The organism is Streptomyces sp. P3, assembly GCF_003032475.1.
In the GTDB taxonomy this organism is placed as follows: domain Bacteria; phylum Actinomycetota; class Actinomycetes; order Streptomycetales; family Streptomycetaceae; genus Streptomyces.
In genome coordinates this window covers 7,610,878-7,628,592 of the sequence record NZ_CP028369.1, presented here as the reverse complement: position 1 = coordinate 7,628,592, position 17,715 = coordinate 7,610,878, and the positions used below count along the sequence as shown (strand labels likewise).

The window sequence follows — 17,715 nt, the reverse complement described above, 5'->3', positions numbered from 1 at the left end:
GAAGAAATGAGTGGTTCGGACATACGGTCGGCGGCGTACGGACTGGTGCCGACGGACACTACCGAAGACGTACGGACCCGGGGCGCCGGCGTCTCGACGCAGGTGGCGGTTCTTCCCGTCGGGAGCTTCGAACAGCACGGCCCGCACCTGCCGCTGGCCACCGACACCCTGGTGGCCTGCGCCGTCGCGCGGGAGATCGCCGGGGCGTACCCGGTGCACCTCCTCCCGCCGGTGACCATCGCCTGCTCGCACGAGCACGCGGCCTGGCCGGGAACCGTCAGCATCTCCTCGGTGACCCTTCACGCGGTGGTACGGGACATCGCGGCGTCGCTGCGCCGCTCGGGCGTCGAGGCCCTGGTACTGGTCAACGGACACGGCGGGAACTACGTCCTGGGCAACGTCGTCCAGGAGTCCTCCGCCGCAGGCGAGCGGATGGCGCTCTTCCCGGCCCCGGAGGACTGGGAGGCGGCGCTGGTGCGGTCCGGGGTGTCGACCTCGCTGCTCACCGACATGCACGCCGGGGAGATCGAGACCTCGATCCTGTTGCACGCCCACCCCGAACTCGTCCGGCCCGGTTACGAGTCGGCCGATTTCGTCGCGGACGACCGCCGTCATCTGCTCACGCTGGGAATGTCCGCCTATACCGATTCGGGCGTCATCGGCCGTCCTTCCCTGGGGTCCGCGGAAAAGGGGAAGGAACTCCTGGCGAGCCTGGCGGATTCCTTCGGCGCGTATTTCTCCTTGCTCACCGCGGAATCCCCCGGCGCCTGAACGGCCGCGGCCACCCCGGCGGCCGCCGCGACCTCGTCGGGCTCGAAGAGCGGCGCGGACGGGGCCGGCGCCGGCGCGGACGGCTCCGCGCGGTGCGCCCCGTCGCGCGCGGGCCCGGCGCCGACGCTGCGCTCACGCAGTCCCGCGTACCAGCGGACGACGAGTACGACCGCCCCCGGCAGCGCCGCGACGAAGCTGAGCACGCCGTACACGACGGCGACCGCGAGGCCGGTGCTCGCGCCGAGCCCGGCCGCGCCGAACGCCCACGCGGTGACGCCCTCGCGGGGACCCCAGCCGCCGACGTTCAGCGGCAGGCCCATGGCGAGCAGGGCGAGGACGGCGATCGGCAGCAGCGTGAGCACGGAGGCGCCGGAGCCGGCGACCCGGGCGGCCACCACGAACATCCCGAGGTGCCCGGTCAGCACGACCGCCGAGGACAGGGCGACGCCCGGCCCGTTGCGCCGCGACACCAGCCCCTCGCGCGCCTCGGCCAGCGCCGCCCGCAGCCGCCCGCCGCGCCGCGGCGCGGCGGAGTTCATCCGGACGGCGAGGACGACGGCGAGCGCGCCCGCCCCGGCCAGCAGGACGATCGGCGCGATCTGGCGGGCGTCCGCCATGACCGGGGAGGGCAGGGTCAGCAGAACCGTCACGCCTGCCACGGTCAGCACCAGCTGTCCCGCGGTGCGCTCCAGGACGACGGCCCGCACGCCCCGTCCGACGTCGCCGGCGCTCTGCCCGTGCCGGACCGCGCGGTGCACGTCGCCGAGGACTCCGCCGGGCAGCGCCGCGTTCAGGAACAGGGCCCGGTAGTAGTCGGCGACGGCGGGGCCGAGCGGCAGCCGGATGCGCAGCGCGCGGGCCACCAGCGCCCACCGCCAGGCGCTGAACACGGTGGTGACGGCGCCGATGCCGAGCGCCGCCAGCAGGGTCGGCGTGTCGATCCGCCGCAGCCCGTCCAGGAAGACTCCGGTGCCCAGCTTCCACAGCAGGGCCGTGAGGATGACGACTCCGGCGACGGTCCCGAGGTGCGTGCGCAGCGCACGTTCGGCGAGCAGCGCCCGCAGCCGCGAGGGCTTCGTGTGCGGCTCGGTGACGATGACCCCGATGCGGGCCTCGGACACGGCCGGGCCGGTGCGGACGGCCACCGGGCCGCGCGGCGGCCGTCGCGCGGCCGGCAGGGCGCCCTCGCCCCACAGCACGGGCGCCGCGGCCGTCACGCGCGGGCCGACCGTCTCCGCGCTCATCCGGCTCCGCCCGTGGGGCGGGCCAGCGCCAGCAGGTCGCTGTGGTGCACGGTGACCTGGAGGTCGCCCGCCGCGCAGGCCGCGAGCCGGGCGGCCAGGTAGGGCTCGGCGCGCTCGGCCAGTTCGGGGCGCTCCTCCACGGCCGCGCCGACCCAGCCGCGCAGCCACTGGGCGGTCAGGCCGACGTTCTCCGGGCCGAGCCGCCACGGGCTGGGGTGCACCTTGACGGTCGCGCCCTGGTCGGCGAACGCCTCGCAGGCGACGTTGACCGCGTCGGGGCCGAGGAGTCCGTCGCGCCGCTGGTGGTCGTTGAAGGCCGCCGCGATCTCCTGGTCCAGCGGGTCCGGCGCGCTGAGTTCGACGCGTCCGGCGACCGACAGCGTCAGCAGCGCCGGGCAGCCCGCGCCCGCGCAGGCCGCGGCGAGCGTCTCGATCTCCTCGCGGGTGAGGACGTCGAGCAGCGCGGAGGCGGTGACCAGCGAGGCGCCGGCCAGCGCGTCCGGGGTGAGCCGGGCGACGTCGCCGCGCCGCGTCTCCACGGTGACCCGGCTGCCGTCGGCGGCGGCCCGCGGCGAGGCGACGGCCGCGAAGTGCAGGAGGTAGGGGTCGCGGTCGTGCAGGACCCAGTGCTGGGGGCCGTCCAGCCGGGGGGCCAGCCAGCGTCCCATGGAGCCGGTGCCGCAGCCCAGGTCGTGGATGGCGAGCCCGCTGCGGCCGGGCAGGTTGGCGAGCCGGATCCGCAGCGGGTCCAGCAGGTCCATCGCCCGGGCGGCGGCGTCGGCGGGCTCGCGCAGCTCCAGCCACTCGGGGGCGTACCGGGGCTGCTCCTCCGGCGCGCTGTCGCGCAGCCGCACGGTGGGCCGCTCGCCCGGCCGGCCGACCGGTCCGGCGCCGGCGATGACGGCCGGCCGCACGGGGCCGCCGTCACCGGGAACCAGGATCTCCGTCACGGAACCGGCCTCCGTGCGGCCCGGCTGGGCCGGGATGCCGCCCACGCGTCGCGCCACGTCGGCCGGGGTCGCCGTCGTCTTCCTCATGCCGCCCTCCGGGGATCGCTCGGGAGCCGGCCGAGCACGCCGGCCAGGCTCTGGGCGGTGCTCGCCCAGCCGTTCAGGGCCGCCCGGCGGCTGCGCGCGGCCGCCTTGAGACGGCGTCGCACGTCGGCCTCGCCGAACCAGCCGCGCAGTTCGGCGGCGAGCGCGGCCGGGTCCTCCGGCGGGACGAGGATGCCGGGGACGCCGCCGTCGGGGGCGCGGCCGACCGCCTCGGGCAGACCGCCGACGTCCGTCGCGAGGACCGGGATGCCGCGGGCCAGCGCCTCCGTGACGGCCATGCCGTACGTCTCGGCGTAGGAGGTGAGGACCATGAGGTCGGCGGCGGCGTAGGCGGCGTCGAGTTCGGCGCCCGCCTTGGGGCCCGCCAGCTCCAGCCGGTCCTCGAGGCCGTGTCTGCGGATGAGGCCGCGCAGATGGTCGACGTACTCCGGGTCCTGCCCGAGGCCGCCCACGCACACGCAGCTCCACGGCAGGTCCCTGGCCGCGGCCAGCGCCTCCACGAGCCGGTGCTGGCCCTTGCGCGGTGTCACCGAGGCCACGCACAGCAGCCGGGAGACGCCGTCGGTGCCGGAGGCGAGCGGGGCGATGTCGGCGCCGGGGGCGGCGACGTGCACACGCTCGGGGGCGAGGCCGTGGTGGGAGACGAGACGACGGACCGCCCACTCGCTGGTGGCGATCACCGCGGGCACGGCCCGCAGCACGGCCCGCTCCCTGGCGTCGAGTTCGGCCGCGGTCTGCGGTGCGAGTCCGCGCTCGTCGCCCAGCGGCAGGTGCACCAGGACGGCGAGCCGCAGCCGTTCGGCCTCGGGCGCGATGATCTCCGGCACTCCGCAGGCCACCAGCCCGTCGAGCAGGACGATCGTGCCGTCGGGGAACTCACGCAGCGTGCGCGCCAGTTCCGCGCGGTCGGCCGCCTGGGGCCGGGGCCACGAGCCGGCCACCAGGTGCTTGTGGACCTGCCAGCCGAAGCCGGGCAGATCCAGGCACAGGCGGCGGTCGTAGGCGTTGCCTCCGCTCGGGTTCGCCGCGTCGTCGACGCCGCCCGGCATCACGAAGTGCACGGAACGCAGGGACATGGGGATGATCCCGCCGATCTGGTGGAGCGCCGTCTGCGTGGGCACGTAGGCGAGCGGGGCCGCGGGCACGGCCTTCTCCAGGGTCGCATCGGTCACAGCGCACGCTCGTAACTCGCCCAGGCGATGTGCGACTCGTGCAGGGAGACGGCGATGGCGGTGATGCCCCGGGCTCCCTCGCCGAGCGCGCCCTTGTGGATGCGCTCGGCGAGCCGGTCGGCGACGACCTTGGCGAGGAACTCGGTCGACGTGTTGACCCCGGCGAAGTCGGGCTCGTTGTCGAGGTTGCGGTAGTTCAGCTCGCTGACCACGGCCCCGAGCTCCTGCGTGGCGAGCCCGATGTCGACGACGATGTTGTCGTCGTCGAGCTGCTCACGCCGGAATGTGGCGTCCACCAGGAACGTCGCTCCGTGCAGGCGCTGTGCGGGTCCGAAGACCTCGCCGCGGAAGCTGTGGGCGATCATGATGTGATCGCGGACGGTGACACTGAACAACGGACGACCCTCCAGGTGCGGCGCGTCTGGTCCCCCGGCCATCTGCCGCCGGGGGATGCCGTGTAGTACGGCTCCTCGGTTCCCCCCGTTCAGCCGGATCTCACTCTTTTCTCAGGTCAGGCGCTCCTGTCCGTACCCGATGCGGTGGCACAGGGCCGGGATCTCGCCGGATGCGAGCTTCGGCATGACCTCGGGCAGCTCCTCGAAGGCGCTGTCCCCGGTGACGAGGGCGTCGAGCGCGGGGTCGGCCAGCAGCTCCAGCGCGAGGGCAAGCCGGTCGGCGTAGGTGCGGCTGGAGCGGCGGGCCGGGGAGACGGTGCCGACCTGGCTGCTGCGGACGACCAGCCGGCGGGAGTGGAAGTCCTCGCCCAGCGGGAGGGACACCTTCCGGTCGCCGTACCAGCTCAGTTCGAGGACCGTGCCCTCGTCGGCGAGCAGCTGAAGGGAGCGGGCGAGGCCCTGCTCGGTCGCGCTGGCGTGCACCACGAGGTCGCGGCCGCCGAGCGCGTCCGCGGGGGTCGCGAAGTCGACGCCGAGCGCTTCGGCGATCGTCGCGCGCGCCGGGTCGGCGTCGACCAGCTGCACCCGCACGCCGGGGAAGCGGGCGAGCAGCGCGGCCACCGAGCAGCCGACCATGCCGCCGCCGACCACCGCGATCCGGTCGCCGGCCAGCGGTGCGGCGTCCCACAGCGCGTTGACGGCCGTCTCGACGGTGCCGGCGAGCACGGCGCGTCCGGCGGGCACCGAGTCCGGCACGACGGTCACCGCCGTCGCGGGGACGACGTACCGCGTCTGGTGCGGGTAGAGGCAGAAGACCGTGCGGCCGACGAGCGCCGCGGGTCCCTGTTCCACCACCCCCACGTTGAGATAGCCGTACTTCACGGGCCCGGGGAAGTCGCCCTCCTGGAACGGGGCCCGCATGACCGAATGCTGGCTCTCGGGCACGCCGCCGCGGAAGACGAGGGTCTCCGTGCCGCGGCTGACGCCCGACCACAGCGAACGCACCAGGACCTCGCCCTCCGCGGGGTCCGGAACGTCGACGTGGCGGATCTCGCCTTCTCCCGGAGAGCTGACCCAGAACGCACGTGCGCCGGTCGACATCCACATCCTCCTGAACGATCGGGAACCTGTTCACGTACCGAGGTGTGCACAGTCCGCGCACAGTACGCGGCACTGATCATCTCTGTCATCTGGCCGGAGGAACGTGCGGTGGCCCTGAACAACACTTACGACGCGAGGCTCGTCCAGCAGGAGACCGCTGTGGGAGCGGGCGTGCAGATCCTGTTGCTGGCCCTGCTCGGCACGGCGATCGGCATGGGGCCGGCGGGCTGGGTCACCGGCCTCGTCTTCGCCATCGCCACCTGGGCGGTCCTCTCCCGGGCACTGCACCGCTCGAGCCTTCGCTCCTTCGGCCCGGCCAACCGGGTCACGCTCGGCCGCGCGACACTGGTCGGCGGGGTGACCGCGCTGGTCGCGGACTCCTTCGAGAGCACGCCGCCGGTGACACTGCTGGTCGGTCTGACGGCCGTGGCCCTGATCCTCGACGGCGTCGACGGCAAGGTCGCCCGCCGCACCAACACCTCCACGGCACTGGGCGCGCGCTTCGACATGGAGGTCGACGCGTTCCTGATCCTGGTGCTCAGCGTGTACGTGTCGATGGCGCTGGGCCCGTGGGTCCTGCTCATCGGCGGCATGCGGTACGTGTTCGTCGCCGCGGCCCGGGTCGCCCCCTGGCTCAACGCCCCGCTGCCGCCGAGCACCGCCCGTAAGACGGTAGCCGCCCTGCAGGGCGTCCTGTTGCTGCTGGCCGGCGCCGATCTGCTGCCGTACGCCGCCAACTTCGCGGTCGTGCTGCTGGCGCTGGGCTCGCTGGTGTGGTCGTTCGGCCGGGACGTGCTGTGGCTGCGGCGGACCTCGCGGGTCGCGGCGCAGACCCCGTCGGAGAAGGTGCTGGAGCTCGTGTAGTTCGTCCTGACGCCAGGGGAGGGGCCCGGCCGTCCGTGAACGCGTTCTCACGGTCCGGGCCCCTCCCTTTGGGCTTCTCGTGCCCTCACGAGCGCTTCGGGCGCGTCCGTACGACGCCGTCCGAGTAGGTCCGCTGCGTCTCGAAGGTCGGCCGGCCGGTGTCGTCGGGGCGCTGCCCGAAGGCGACGTCGAAGTCCTCGTGCCCGCCGGGACCGGTCTTCCCGCCGGTCCAGGTGATCTCGGAGGCGGCCTCGGTGGTCGGGCCGTCGTCGGTCTTCACGGGCGTCCCGCGCCCACCGACTCGGCACAGGCCGTGGGGCGTTCACCGCAGCGTGCGCGGACGTCGGTTTCCGCCGCACGGCGTCGCCTCGGGCTTCGCCGCAGTCCGGCCGCCGTCACCGCCAGGGCGCCCAGCAGGGCGAGGACGGCGGCGGGGGCGAGGACGGCCCAGGGTGCGCGTTCGGCGTAGGGCTGGTTCTCGGCGAGCAGCAGGCCCCATTCGGGGGACGGCGGCTGCGCGCCGAGGCCGAGGAAGCCGAGCGAGGCCAGGGCGAGCGCGACGCCGGGCAGGCGCAGGAGGGCGTGGCGGGCGACCGGCGGCAGGACGGCGGGCAGGAGTTCGCCGGTGAGCAGCCGCCAGGGTCCGGCGCCGAGGGCCCGGGTGGCGGTGAGATGGAGGGTGGCCCGCTCCTCGCGCAGCAGTGCGCAGGTGTGCGCGGCGAGCGGCGCCCAGGCGACGACGGCCACGGCGACGACGGGCGTCCAGACTCCGCCGCCCCGGACGGCGGTGACCAGGAGCGCGGCGAGGACGGGCGGGACGGCGTTCACCGTGTCGACGAGCGGCCCGGACAGCCGGGGCAGCAGCCCGAGCAGGAGACCGGCGGTCAGCGCGATCGCGCTGACCGCGAGGGCGAGCGCGAGGGTGTCGAGGGCACCGTGCGCGACCCGGGCGAGGACGTCGCGCCCCAGTGCGTCGGTGCCGAACGGGTGTGCCGCGGAGGGGGCTCGGAGGCGGGCGCCGGTGTCGAGGGCGAGCGGGTCGCGGGGCAGGCCGGCCAGGACGACGGCGAGCAGCGCGACGGCGTGGGCGAGGGGCGGGATCCGGCGGGCGGGCGGCGCCGGCCGGTGCAGGGTGTGCAGGGCCCCGTCGCGCAGGGCGGGACCGATGAGCCGCCGGGCGGCGAGCCGGACCACGGCGGTGGTGACGGCCGCGAGCGCGACGAGCACGAGGACACCCGCCTGGAGGACGGGGAGGTCCTGGGCGATCGCGGCCTGGAGGGTCGTCCGGCCGAGGCCCGGGATGTCGAAGATCTGCTCCACGGCGACGGATCCGCCGGTCAAACCCACCAGGAACAGCCCCAGGTTGGGCAGCAGCGCGGGCACGCAGCGGCGCAGGGCCTTGCGGGCGACGCTCGGTCCGGGCAGTCCTCGGGCGGCCGCGGCGAGCGCCCAGGGCTCGGCGAAGGCGGCGGGCAGTTGGTCGTCGAGTAGCCGGCCGAGGACGGCCCCGGCGGGCAGGCCGAGGGCGAGCGCGGGCAGCACGGTCCACTGCGGGCCGTACCAGCCGAGGGCGGGCAGCCATCCCAGCTGCACGCCGACCACCGTGGCGAGGACCGAGGCGATCAGGAACTCCGGCAGCGCGGCGAGCACCGCGGAGCCGGAGCCGCCGGCGGGCCGGCCGTCGAGGAGCCGTCGCGCGCCCAGGCGCAGGGTGCGGGCGCACACGCCGGCGGCGGTGACCAGCGCGACGGCCAGGGCCACCGTCACCAGCAGCAGGGACGCGCCCAGGGCGGCGAGGACGTCGGGCGCGACCTCGGCTCCGGAGATCCAGGACCGTCCGGCGTCGCCGCGCGGCAGGCCCGCCAGCCACTGCCCGAGCAGGTGCGGCGGGCCGTCGTCCAGGCCGAGTCGGGCGCGGACGTCGGCGAGCGCCTGAGGGGTGGCGTCCCGGTCGGCGGACTGCGCCCTGAGCACGGTGAGCGCCGGGTCGGTGTGCGAGATCCACGGCAGCAGCCCGGTCCCGCACACCAGCAGCGCGGCCAGCACGGCACGCCACAGGAGCGTGCCCGTCCTCCTTCTCATGCCGTCAGCGCCGGGTCCCGGCGCTGACGAGGGTGCGCTCGTAGGGGTCGAGGAGCACCCCGCTGACGTCGTCGTCGACGCCGGTGACGACGCGCTGGTGGACGAGCGGGACGACGGCGTCGGTGCCGAGCACCGCGGCCTCGGCGGTCATGGCGGCGTCCTGCCGTTCGCCGGATCCGGTCACCGCCTGTGCCGCGGCGACGGCCCGGTCGACCCCCCTGTCGCAGAGCAGCGCCAGGTTGTAGCCGCCCGCGCAGGTGAAGTCGCTCGCCAGCAGCGACACCGGGTCACCGGTGTCCAGGAGGCTGTTGCGGGCCCCGACGACGGCGTCGAACTTCCCGGCGAGCGCGTCGGTCTCCAGCCGTGAGTACTCGCGCACCTCCAGCTTCACCGTGAAGCCGGCCTTCTCCAGCTGCTGCTTCAGCACCTGGGCGACTTCCGGGAGTTCGGGCCGGTTGTCGTAGGTGGCGAGGGTGACGAGGGCGCCGCCGGGGGTCGCGGGCCTCGCTCGTCCGGTGGGCTGGACGCGCTTGCCCGCGGCCCAGGTGACGGCGGGGCCGTAGAGGCCGGCGCCGGCGTCGGCGTGTCCTTCGTAGACGCCGTCGGCGAGGGCCGAGGTGTCGACGGCCGCCCGGGCGGCGGCGCGCAGCGCCGGGTCCGTGAAGACGCCCGACCGCGTGTTGAGGTGCAGGCCGGTGGTGCGGGTGGTGGCGGTCTCGTGGCGGGTGTCCGCGTCGAGGCCGGCGGCCTGCGCCACGGGTATCGCCTCGGCGACGTCGACCTGGCCGGTGCGCAGGGCGTTGGCGCGGGCGGCGCCGTCGGCGACGAACCGCACGTCGACGCCGGATGCCTGGGCCCGGCCGCCCCAGTGGTCGTCGAAGCGGTCGAGGACCGCTGCGGTGGCCCCGGTCACGTGGGTGAGTTCGAAGGGGCCGGTGGCGGTGCCGGCGGGGTCGACGGCGCCCTTCTTCGCGTATGCCTTCGGGGAGAGGACGGCGAGACCGGGACCGGACAGCCGCAGGGGCAGGACGGGGTCGGGCCGCGCGGTCGTGACGCGCACGCCCGCGGCGCCCTCCGCCTTCGCCGTGAGGGTGACGCCGGTGAGGGCGGCCGGGGCGGGCCCCGCGAGGGTGGCCCGGGTGAGGGACGCGGCGACGGCGGCGGGGGTGACGTCCGTGCCGTCCTGGAAGACGGCCTCGCGCAGGGTGAACAGCCAGGTGCGGTCGTCCTCGCGGCGCCAGGACGCGGCGAGCGCGGGGGCGGCGGCCCCGTTGGCGTCGAGGGTGGTCAGCCCCTCGGTGACGCCGAGCCTGCTGAGGATCGTCGCGTCGGCGCCGTACGGGGAGAGGTGCTCGGCGGGCGGGAAGGCGAGGGCGACGCGCAGCCGGGCGCCGTCCCCGGCGGCGGACCCCTCGCCGTCGCCGTCGCCTCCGGAGGCGGCGAAGCAGCCGGTGAGCAGCGGGGCGAGGCAGAGGGCGGCGAGGAGCCCGGGGCGGCGACATCGCGGGAAGGCGGGGCGGGCCGGGGGCGTGAGTGGGGCGGGCGGGACGGGACGGGCGAAGCGCATGGGGTTACCGGCCTGTGCTGCGGGGACGGGGGGAGAGGTAGGCGGGGAGGAGGGCGTCGAAGGGGACGTCGAAGTGCACGATGCCCTGGCCGCCGTCCGCCTCCTCCCGTTCGTCGTGCACGACGGCGCCGAGCGACCGCCAGAACGCCTCGGCGCCCTCGACGGCGGGGTCGGTGTGCAGATAGACGGAGCGGTACCCGCCGTCGGCGACCGCGAAGGCGAGCAGTTCGGCGACCAGTCGGCGGGCGAGACCGCGCCGGCGGTGCTCGGGACGGACGTAGACGCGGCGCAACTGCGCGGTCGTGCCGCAGGGGTAGCGCTCGGCGACGTGCCGGGGGTTCGGCGGATGTGCGGGGCCGCGGGAGTCGAGGGCGGCGGTGGCGACGACCTCGCCGCCGCTCCCGTCGCCGCCACTCCGGCCGTCGGTCGCGACCAGCAGGGTGTGGCGGTCGGGGGTGAGGTAGGCGGCGGCGGGATCGATGATGTCGCGGTGCCAGCGGGGGACGTAACCGCTGCCGAACTCCCGGTAGACGGTGTCCAGCATGACGGCTCGGGCGCCGTCCAGGTCCTCGGGGCCGGCAGGTCTTATGCAGTAATCACGCACTTGCACATCGTATGCAGTAAGAGGAGCGAGGGTGATCACGGCATCACCGCTCCGGGATATGGATTTGACAGAGATCATCGGGCACCCCTAAATCTAGCCACATGACATTCATTTTCAACAAGGCGCTGTGATGCGCGTCGCATTCGTGGGGAAGGGCGGCAGCGGCAAGACCACCCTGTCGGCCCTGTTCGCCCGCCGGTTGACGCACTCCGGCGCACCGGTACTGGCCGTCGACGGCGACATCAACCAGCACCTGTCCGAGGCCCTGGACCCCACGGCCGGCGCACCGCCGTTCACGGCCCCGCCGCTGGCCGCGCACCTGGACGACATCAAGGACCTGCTGCGCGGCGACAATCCGCGGATCGCCTCCCGCGAGGCGATGGTCAAGACGACCCCGCCGGGCCGCGGTTCACGGCTGCTGCGCCTGCTGGGCGACGACGAGCTGCACACCCGCCACGTCCGGCAGGTGGGCGGCGTCCCGCTGATGGTGACGGGCGCGTTCGACGAGAGCGACCTGGGAGTGGCCTGCTACCACTCCAAGCTGGGCGCGGTGGAGCTCTATCTGAGCCACCTGGTCGACGGCCCCGGCGAGTACCTGGTGATGGACATGACGGCGGGCGCCGACGCCTTCGCCTCCGGCCTGTTCGCCCGCTTCGACATGACGTTCCTGGTGGCCGAACCCACCCGCAGGGGCGTCTCCGTCTACCGCCAGTACCGCGACCACGCCCGCGAGTACGGCATCCCCCTCGCCGTGGTCGGCAACAAGGTGACCGGCGAGGACGACCTGCTCTTCCTCAAGGAGGAGGTGGGCGACGACCTCCTCACCCACGTCACCCTCTCCCCCTGGGTCCGTTCGGCCGAACGCGGCCACCCGCAGGGCGAGTTGGCGGAAGCCGACCGCCACGCCCTGGACGTCCTGCGCCACACGGTCGACGCCCGCCCGAAGGACTGGCCGGCCCTCCACCGCCACGCCGTCCACTTCCACCTGCGCAACGCCCGCTCCTGGGCGAACGAGGCGACCGGCCAGGACCTGGCGTCCCAGGTCGACCCCGACTTCACCCCGCCCCCGACCCCCTTGCCCTGACCGCCCCCGCGGCGCACCTCCCACCCTGCTCCACGCCCACCACAGAAACAGGAAACCCATGTCTCTCGACGTCTCCCCCGAACTCCTCGCCGAAGCCGAAGCCGGTCACCTCCGCGAGGAGGACTTCGTGGACACGATCCGCACGTCCCTCCCCTACGCCTACGGCCTCGTCTCCGACCTGGCCACCCGACTCCACGGCGGCATCGCCGAGTTCGCCGACAACCAGACCCCGCCCGCCTCCGAACAGGATCGCGGCCAACTGCTGCGCGCCCTCGCCAGCGACGCCATCCGCGGCAGCCTGGAACGCCACTTCGACATCACCCTCGCCTTCCAGAACTGCCACCGCGTCGCGGCCTTCCGCCCCGAAGCCCGCGGCAGCGCCACCCACACCCGCTTCACCTCCCAGCGCGCTCAGATCCTGAACCAGTCGGCGGAACTGCGGGACTGCTGAACCCGTGGCGGACCCGGCCTCGGCGGCCTCCGGGAAACCCGCCGACGCCGAGTCCGCGGCGGCGGACGGCGTCACCGACCTTCTTCCACTCCTCACACCGGTTGGTCTTGAAGTACTCCCCCTTGTGGAGGGTCACCCGCCCCGGACCCTCCAGGCTGTTGTCGGCGATGATCGAGCCGAACTCGCCGCCGGCGTCCTTGGCCCGCTCCCAGTAGCAGCCGAACTCACCCTCGGGACCGGCCGACTTGTACGTCCTCGGCTTGACGTCCTCGCCGACCAGGTACTCGCCCTCCCCCGAGAAGGTGGTCGCGGCGCCCGCTGCCTCGGCCTTCTTCGGCTGGGCGGTGACCGTCTCGCTGACGGTCTCGGTGACCGTGGGAGCGGGTCCCGCCTCACCCCGCGCCGTCTCGGTGACGATCACCGTCGGGCCGGGCACGGCCTTGGCGTCGACGGTGCCGCCGGACGCCGGCCCGCCACCGGCGGCGCCGATTCCGACGCCGACGAACAGAGCGACGGCGGCCGTCGCACCGAACTTGATCCGCTGTCTGCGCCGGGACGGTATCCCGAGCGAGGGCTGAGGGAGAGGCGGCGTCGCGGCCCAGCCGCTCCGCGGGTCGTGCGGGCGCTGCTGCGGTTCGGGGGTCGGGTTCGGCATGGCGCGCTTCTCCGTTTCGCCGATGTCCGGCCGGGTCCGTCCACGACGGAAGGGCCCGGCACGGGATCTCAGGGAACCTGCTCTGCTACCGCTTCCAAGCGGAAGCGTTCACAGATAACCTGGCGGCGGACGGGGCCCGCACCTGGCTCCAGACGTGCGCGCAGGCGGCCCGGCTGCTGGAGGCGAAGGGCCCGCAGTACCGGCACGTGGTCGTGGACGAGGCGCAGGATCCGCACCCGGCGCAGTGGCGTCTCCTGCGCGCGGCCGTTCCCGCCCGGACGACCTGTTCATCGCGGGCGACCCGCATCAGCGCATCTACGACTCGAAGGTCTCCCTGAAGTCGCTCGGCATCAAGGTGACCGGACGGTCGGTGAAGCTGCGCAAGAACTACCGCAGCACACAGGAGATCCTGCGCTGGTCCACCGCCCTGCTCGTCGGCCGGCCGATCGCCGAACTCGAGGACGCGAACCGCACCGACACGCTGCTCGGCTACCGCTCCGCCCTGCACGGCGACGGGCCCGTCGTGCACGCTGCGGCGCCCGAGGACGCCGAGCTGGACGCGCTCGTCGCCCGGGTGCGGGCGTGGACGGACGCGGGCGTGGGAGCCGGGGAGATCGGGGTCAGCACCCGCTTCAACAAGACGTGCGCGAAGGCGGTGGCCCGGCTGAAGGACGCCGGCATCCCCGCCGCGCCGCTGCGGTCCGCCGGCGCCTCGGCCGACGCGGCGGCCGTCCGGGTCGGCACCATGCACTCGTTCAAGGGTCTCGAGTTCCGCTGCGTCGCCGTGGTCGGCGTCAACGAGGACGCACTGCCGTTCCCGAAAGCGGTCACTCCCGCCGACGTGGACCCCCAGCAGCACGAGACCGACATGATGTCCGAACGCTGCCTGCTGTTCGTCGCCTGCACGAGGGCCCGCGACAGCCTGTACGTCTCCTGGTCGGGCGCGCCCAGCCCGTTCCTGACGGAGGCGGGCGTCTGAAAGGGGCTCATCGCAGTAGAGGGTGCAGTCGGGGTCTGTCGGTTTTCGAGGTCGCCGACACGGATCTCAGGCTCGGCTGCACTCCTGTCCGAGCGCGACGAGACGTGCGCCGCGGAACGAGCTATGCACCCGCGTTGTCATCGCGCAGGGAATGGATCATCCTCTGCAGGATCCGGAACGCGTCCGACTGCTCGGTCCCGGTCAGGCCGGCCAGCATTCTGGCCTCGACGAACCGGACGGCTGCGCTCGCCTTCTCGAGGCTTCGTCGGCCGCGAGGCGTGAGCCGCGTGGGAAGCGCCTTCCCGACGGGCGCCTCCGCAGGCCTGGTCACGTAGCCGTCTCGTTCCAGGGCCTGGAGCAGCACGTTCATCGTCTGCCGTGTCACGAACGCGCCCCGCGCAAGCTCGGAGTTCGACAAGCCCGGTCGTTGCGCCAGCAGCTCGAGGCAGGAGTAGTGCGTCACGCTCATCCCGAGCGGCCGCAGCACTTCCTCCATGGCCGCACGGAGGGCGCTCGACGCTTCTTTGAGCAGGTAGCCCAGTGACGTCTCCAGGTCGACGCCGACACCTTCTTGACTCATGTCAGCATTCTGACATAGGTTGATGCATGTCAGAAAACTGACACAGGAAGAAGGAGCGTCTCATCATGCCCGCCACCGGCCCCGACTTCATCTCGCTCCAAGTGCGCGACCTCGACGCTTCGCAGGCGTTCTACGAGCAGTACCTGGGCCTCGTCCGCTCGCCGGCCGGACCTGCGCACGCCGTCGTCTTCGAGACGAAGCCGATCGCGTTCGCACTCCGCGACGTCATTCCCGGCACCGACCTCGCATCCGTCGCTCAGCCCGGCATCGGTGCCGCGATCTGGCTCCACGCCACCGACGTCCAGGCCATCCACGATGCGCTCGTCGCCGACGGTCACACCATCGTCTCCGCACCGATCGACGGCCCCTTCGGCCGGACCTTCACCTTCGCCGACCCCGACGGCTACCAGGTCACGCTGCACGACCGCGCTTGATCGACCAAACGCCACCGGACGATCATCAGCGGCTGCGCCCTGGGCTCGTGCGTGACGCTGCCTTCTGATCAGGGCGGGCAGGAGCAGCAGGTAGGGCAGTGCGACGCGGCGGATGCGGCCGGGGCGCGGTCGCCGGGTCCCGCCGTCGCCCGGGCGTGCGGGAGGTTTCGCGACCTCGACGGTGGTGGTCATCGGGCTCACTTCGCCGGCATCTGCTGCTGGGCCTTGGCGAGTCGGGCCCGGACCGACTCGGTGGTGATCGCACGGCCGGCGGCGGCGTCGGCGAACAGTTCCTTGACGGCCGTGCCGACCGCCGTCTCGAACTGCGACTCGTCGGCCACCTGGGGCAGCGCTGCGGCACTCTTGGCCAGGGTGTCCTTGGGGCACACCGGGCCGGACGGCGACGAGGTGGCACCGGAACCCCGCGGGATCACACCGAGGCCGTCCAGACCCGGTCCGCGGCCGGCCGGCGAACGCGTCGGGGCAGGGAACGGGGGCCGGGCGGGCGAACGGACAGGCCGGACCGGGTGACGCACCGGGAAACGGACCGGGCGGACCCGTGAACCGGCCGGCCCGGCCCCGGGAGCACTCCGGGCAAGTCCGGTCGCACCACTTGACGCACACGTTCGGGTAGTTGAAGCATTCAGCGCTGAGAGAGCGCTCTCAAGCACGTGCCCGTTCACTTCCTTTAGCCAGCCGCTCCCGTGAGCGGCCCGCACCGAGGAGAGCCGCCCATGCCCCAGGCCCAGCCGCCGTCGGACACCCCGGCCGTGCGCCGCAGAGCCGTGCTCGCGGCCGCAGCCACGGCCGCAGCCGCCCCCGCCCTCACCTCACTGGCCGCCGCACCCGCCTCCGCCGCACCGGCGTCCGCGGGGTCGGACGGCGCCGCGTCGGCCGGCAGCGCGTCGGCCGACGCCTCGCGCGGCAGGCGTCCGTGCGCCCTGCCGGGCGGCGGCGACCTCGGTCCGAACGTCCTCGTCTTCGACCCGTCTACCCCCGACATCCAGGCCCGCCTCGACGAGGTGTTCCGGCAGCAGGAGTCGGCCCAGTTCGGCACCGGACGCTACGCCCTGCTGTTCAAGCCCGGCGTCTACCACGGACTCAACGCTCAACTCGGCTTCTACACCTCCATCGGCGGCCTCGGCCTCTCCCCCGACGACACCACCATCAACGGCGACGTGACCGTCGACGCGGGCTGGTTCGGCGGCAACGCCACGCAGAACTTCTGGCGTTCGGCGGAGAACCTCGCGCTCGTCCCGGTCAGCGGCACCAACCGGTGGGCCGTCGCCCAGGCGGCCCCGTTCCGCCGGATGCACGTCCGCGGCGGTCTCAACCTCGCACCTTCCGGCTTCGGTTGGGCCAGTGGCGGGTACATCGCCGACAGCCGGATCGAAGGCGAGATCGGCCCCTACTCGCAGCAGCAGTGGTACACCCGGGACAGCAGCGTCGGCAGCTGGCTCAACGGCGTGTGGAACATGGTGTTCTCGGGCGTCGAAGGCGCCCCCGCCCAGAGTTTCCCCAGCCCGCCCTACACCACCCTCGAGACGACGCCCGTCTCCCGGGAGAAGCCGTTCCTGTACGTCGACCGCGGCGGCTACCGCGTGTTCCTGCCCGCCAAGCGCACCGACGCACGCGGTGTGACCTGGGGCCGCGGCACCCCGCGTGGCAGCTCGCTGCCCCTGTCGCGGTTCTACGTGGCCAAGCCGGGCGTCTCCGCGGCCACCCTCAACCAGGCACTCGACCAGGGCCTGCACCTGCTGCTCACGCCGGGCGTCTACCACCTCGACCGGCCGATCCGGGTGAACCGCGCCGGCACCGTCGTCCTCGGCCTCGGCTACGCCACCCTGATCCCCGACAACGGCGTCACGGCGCTGAAGGTCGCCGACGTGGACGGCGTGCGGCTGGCGGGCTTCCTCGTCGACGCCGGCCCGGTCAACTCCGCGACCCTGCTGGAGGTCGGTCCGCCCGGAGCGCGGCGCGACCACAGTGCCGACCCGACCACCGTGCAGGACGTGTTCATCAGGATCGGCGGGGCGGGCGCCGGCAGGGCCACCACCAGCATGGTGATCAACAACCGGCACACGATCGTCGACCACACCTGGGTCTGGCGCGCCGACCACGGCGAGGGCGTCGGCTGGGAGACCAACCGGGCCGACTACGGGGTCGTCGTCAACGGCCACGACGTGCTGGCGACGGGCCTGTTCGTCGAGCACTTCAACAAGTACGACGTGCAGTGGTACGGAGAGCGCGGCCGCACGATCTTCTTCCAGAACGAGAAGGCCTACGACGCCCCGAACCAGGCGGCGATCCGCAACGGCGCGCTGAAGGGCTACGCCGCCTACAAGGTCGGCGACGACGTCACCGCGCACGAGGGCTGGGGTCTGGGCAGTTACTGCTTCTACAACGTCGACCCGACGATCGTCCAGCATCACGGCTTCGCCGCCCCGAACGTGCCGGGCGTGAAGTTCCACGACCTGCTGGTGGTCTCGCTCGGCGGCCAGGGCCAGTACGAGCACGTGATCAACGACCTCGGAGCGCCGACCTCCGGCACCTCGACGGTGCCGTCCACGGTGATCTCGTATCCCTGACCGCGTCCGGGACCCGGATTCCGGCGGTGCGGCGGGGCTGCCGCCCGGATTCCAACGGTGCGCCGGGGCTGCCGCCCGGATTCCAACGG

The 17,715-nt window shown here is 73.7% G+C and carries 16 protein-coding genes and 3 pseudogenes; 7 read left to right on the top strand and 12 right to left on the bottom strand.

What is annotated here, in order from left to right:
• Positions 1-6: 6 nt before the first annotated feature.
• A pseudogene (locus C6376_RS33690) lies at positions 7-756 on the top strand (creatininase family protein); the annotation flags it as partial.
• Here the strand turns inward: C6376_RS33690 and C6376_RS45775 are convergent.
• From C6376_RS45775 to C6376_RS33665, 5 genes are all read right to left on the bottom strand, one after another.
• Entirely contained in the window at positions 639-2,015 is a 1,377-nt protein-coding gene (locus C6376_RS45775; protein ID WP_107446851.1) for a lysylphosphatidylglycerol synthase transmembrane domain-containing protein, read from the bottom strand. The pseudogene C6376_RS33690 and the gene C6376_RS45775 overlap by 118 nt on opposite strands.
• The gene (locus C6376_RS33680) at positions 2,012-3,052 is read right to left on the bottom strand and encodes a methyltransferase domain-containing protein (RefSeq protein ID WP_107446850.1); all 1,041 of its coding nucleotides are present in this window, start codon (positions 3,050-3,052) and stop codon (positions 2,012-2,014) included. Before C6376_RS33680 ends, C6376_RS45775 begins: the two co-directional genes overlap by 4 nt.
• A complete protein-coding gene (locus C6376_RS33675) occupies positions 3,049-4,242 on the bottom strand; it encodes a glycosyltransferase family 4 protein (protein WP_107446849.1) in 1,194 nt (397 codons plus the stop codon). The genes C6376_RS33680 and C6376_RS33675 overlap by 4 nt, the downstream gene beginning before the upstream one ends.
• Positions 4,239-4,637, bottom strand: a complete 399-nt coding sequence (locus tag C6376_RS33670; protein WP_057582088.1) for a 6-carboxytetrahydropterin synthase — start codon at positions 4,635-4,637, stop codon at positions 4,239-4,241. Before C6376_RS33670 ends, C6376_RS33675 begins: the two co-directional genes overlap by 4 nt.
• 111 nt (positions 4,638-4,748) lie before the next feature.
• The gene (locus C6376_RS33665) at positions 4,749-5,738 is read right to left on the bottom strand and encodes a zinc-binding alcohol dehydrogenase (protein ID WP_107446848.1); all 990 of its coding nucleotides are present in this window, start codon (positions 5,736-5,738) and stop codon (positions 4,749-4,751) included.
• 108 nt (positions 5,739-5,846) lie between these two features.
• Between C6376_RS33665 and C6376_RS33660 the strand changes: the two genes are divergently transcribed.
• Complete coding sequence (locus C6376_RS33660) at positions 5,847-6,602, top strand: CDP-alcohol phosphatidyltransferase family protein (protein ID WP_107449345.1); 756 nt, start codon at positions 5,847-5,849, stop codon at positions 6,600-6,602.
• Positions 6,603-6,687: 85 nt separating this feature from the next.
• Here C6376_RS33660 and C6376_RS33655 read toward each other — a convergent pair whose 3' ends face one another.
• Genes C6376_RS33655 through C6376_RS33640 form a run of 4 tightly spaced genes read right to left on the bottom strand, consistent with a single transcriptional unit; the run spans position 6,688 to position 10,855 of the window.
• Positions 6,688-6,882 (bottom strand): DUF1775 domain-containing protein, encoded by a 195-nt coding sequence (locus tag C6376_RS33655; protein WP_319595363.1) that lies wholly within the window; start codon positions 6,880-6,882, stop codon positions 6,688-6,690.
• Positions 6,879-8,684, bottom strand: a complete 1,806-nt coding sequence (locus C6376_RS33650) for an ABC transporter permease subunit (protein ID WP_107446844.1) — start codon at positions 8,682-8,684, stop codon at positions 6,879-6,881. Before C6376_RS33650 ends, C6376_RS33655 begins: the two co-directional genes overlap by 4 nt.
• A 4-nt stretch (positions 8,685-8,688) precedes the next feature.
• On the bottom strand, positions 8,689-10,251 hold the full coding sequence (locus C6376_RS33645) for an ABC transporter substrate-binding protein (RefSeq protein ID WP_107446842.1): 1,563 nt from the start codon (positions 10,249-10,251) through the stop codon (positions 8,689-8,691).
• A 4-nt stretch (positions 10,252-10,255) separates the two neighbouring features.
• Positions 10,256-10,855, bottom strand: coding sequence for a GNAT family N-acetyltransferase (locus C6376_RS33640; protein WP_173985791.1), 600 nt, complete (start codon positions 10,853-10,855; stop codon positions 10,256-10,258).
• A gap of 130 nt (positions 10,856-10,985) precedes the next feature.
• Between C6376_RS33640 and C6376_RS33635 the strand changes: the two genes are divergently transcribed.
• Both C6376_RS33635 and C6376_RS33630 read left to right on the top strand, forming a co-directional pair.
• Positions 10,986-11,939 (top strand): ArsA-related P-loop ATPase, encoded by a 954-nt coding sequence (locus tag C6376_RS33635; RefSeq protein ID WP_107446838.1) that lies wholly within the window; start codon positions 10,986-10,988, stop codon positions 11,937-11,939.
• 58 nt (positions 11,940-11,997) lie between these two features.
• Complete coding sequence (locus C6376_RS33630; RefSeq protein ID WP_107446837.1) at positions 11,998-12,390, top strand: SCO5389 family protein; 393 nt, start codon at positions 11,998-12,000, stop codon at positions 12,388-12,390.
• Here C6376_RS33630 and C6376_RS33625 read toward each other — a convergent pair.
• Positions 12,335-13,045 (bottom strand): hypothetical protein, encoded by a 711-nt coding sequence (locus C6376_RS33625; RefSeq protein WP_107446835.1) that lies wholly within the window; start codon positions 13,043-13,045, stop codon positions 12,335-12,337. The two genes, C6376_RS33630 and C6376_RS33625, sit on opposite strands and share 56 nt — an antisense overlap.
• A gap of 101 nt (positions 13,046-13,146) precedes the next feature.
• Here C6376_RS33625 and C6376_RS33620 point away from each other — a divergent pair.
• Positions 13,147-14,024: pseudogene (locus tag C6376_RS33620) on the top strand (3'-5' exonuclease); the annotation flags it as partial.
• A gap of 121 nt (positions 14,025-14,145) precedes the next feature.
• On the opposite strand, the gene C6376_RS33615 reads toward C6376_RS33620, so the two are convergent.
• The gene (locus C6376_RS33615) at positions 14,146-14,604 is read right to left on the bottom strand and encodes a MarR family winged helix-turn-helix transcriptional regulator (protein ID WP_107446833.1); all 459 of its coding nucleotides are present in this window, start codon (positions 14,602-14,604) and stop codon (positions 14,146-14,148) included.
• A gap of 65 nt (positions 14,605-14,669) precedes the next feature.
• Between C6376_RS33615 and C6376_RS33610 the strand changes: the two genes are divergently transcribed.
• Positions 14,670-15,038: a VOC family protein gene (locus tag C6376_RS33610; RefSeq protein ID WP_107446831.1), complete on the top strand. Its 369-nt coding sequence runs from the start codon at positions 14,670-14,672 to the stop codon at positions 15,036-15,038.
• Between the two features lie 197 nt (positions 15,039-15,235).
• Here C6376_RS33610 and C6376_RS33605 read toward each other — a convergent pair.
• Positions 15,236-15,418: pseudogene (locus C6376_RS33605) on the bottom strand (sugar ABC transporter substrate-binding protein); the annotation flags it as partial.
• 354 nt (positions 15,419-15,772) lie between these two features.
• Here C6376_RS33605 and C6376_RS33600 point away from each other — a divergent pair.
• A complete protein-coding gene (locus C6376_RS33600; protein WP_107446829.1) occupies positions 15,773-17,626 on the top strand; it encodes a coagulation factor 5/8 type domain-containing protein in 1,854 nt (617 codons plus the stop codon).
• The last annotated feature ends 89 nt before the right edge of the window (positions 17,627-17,715 follow it).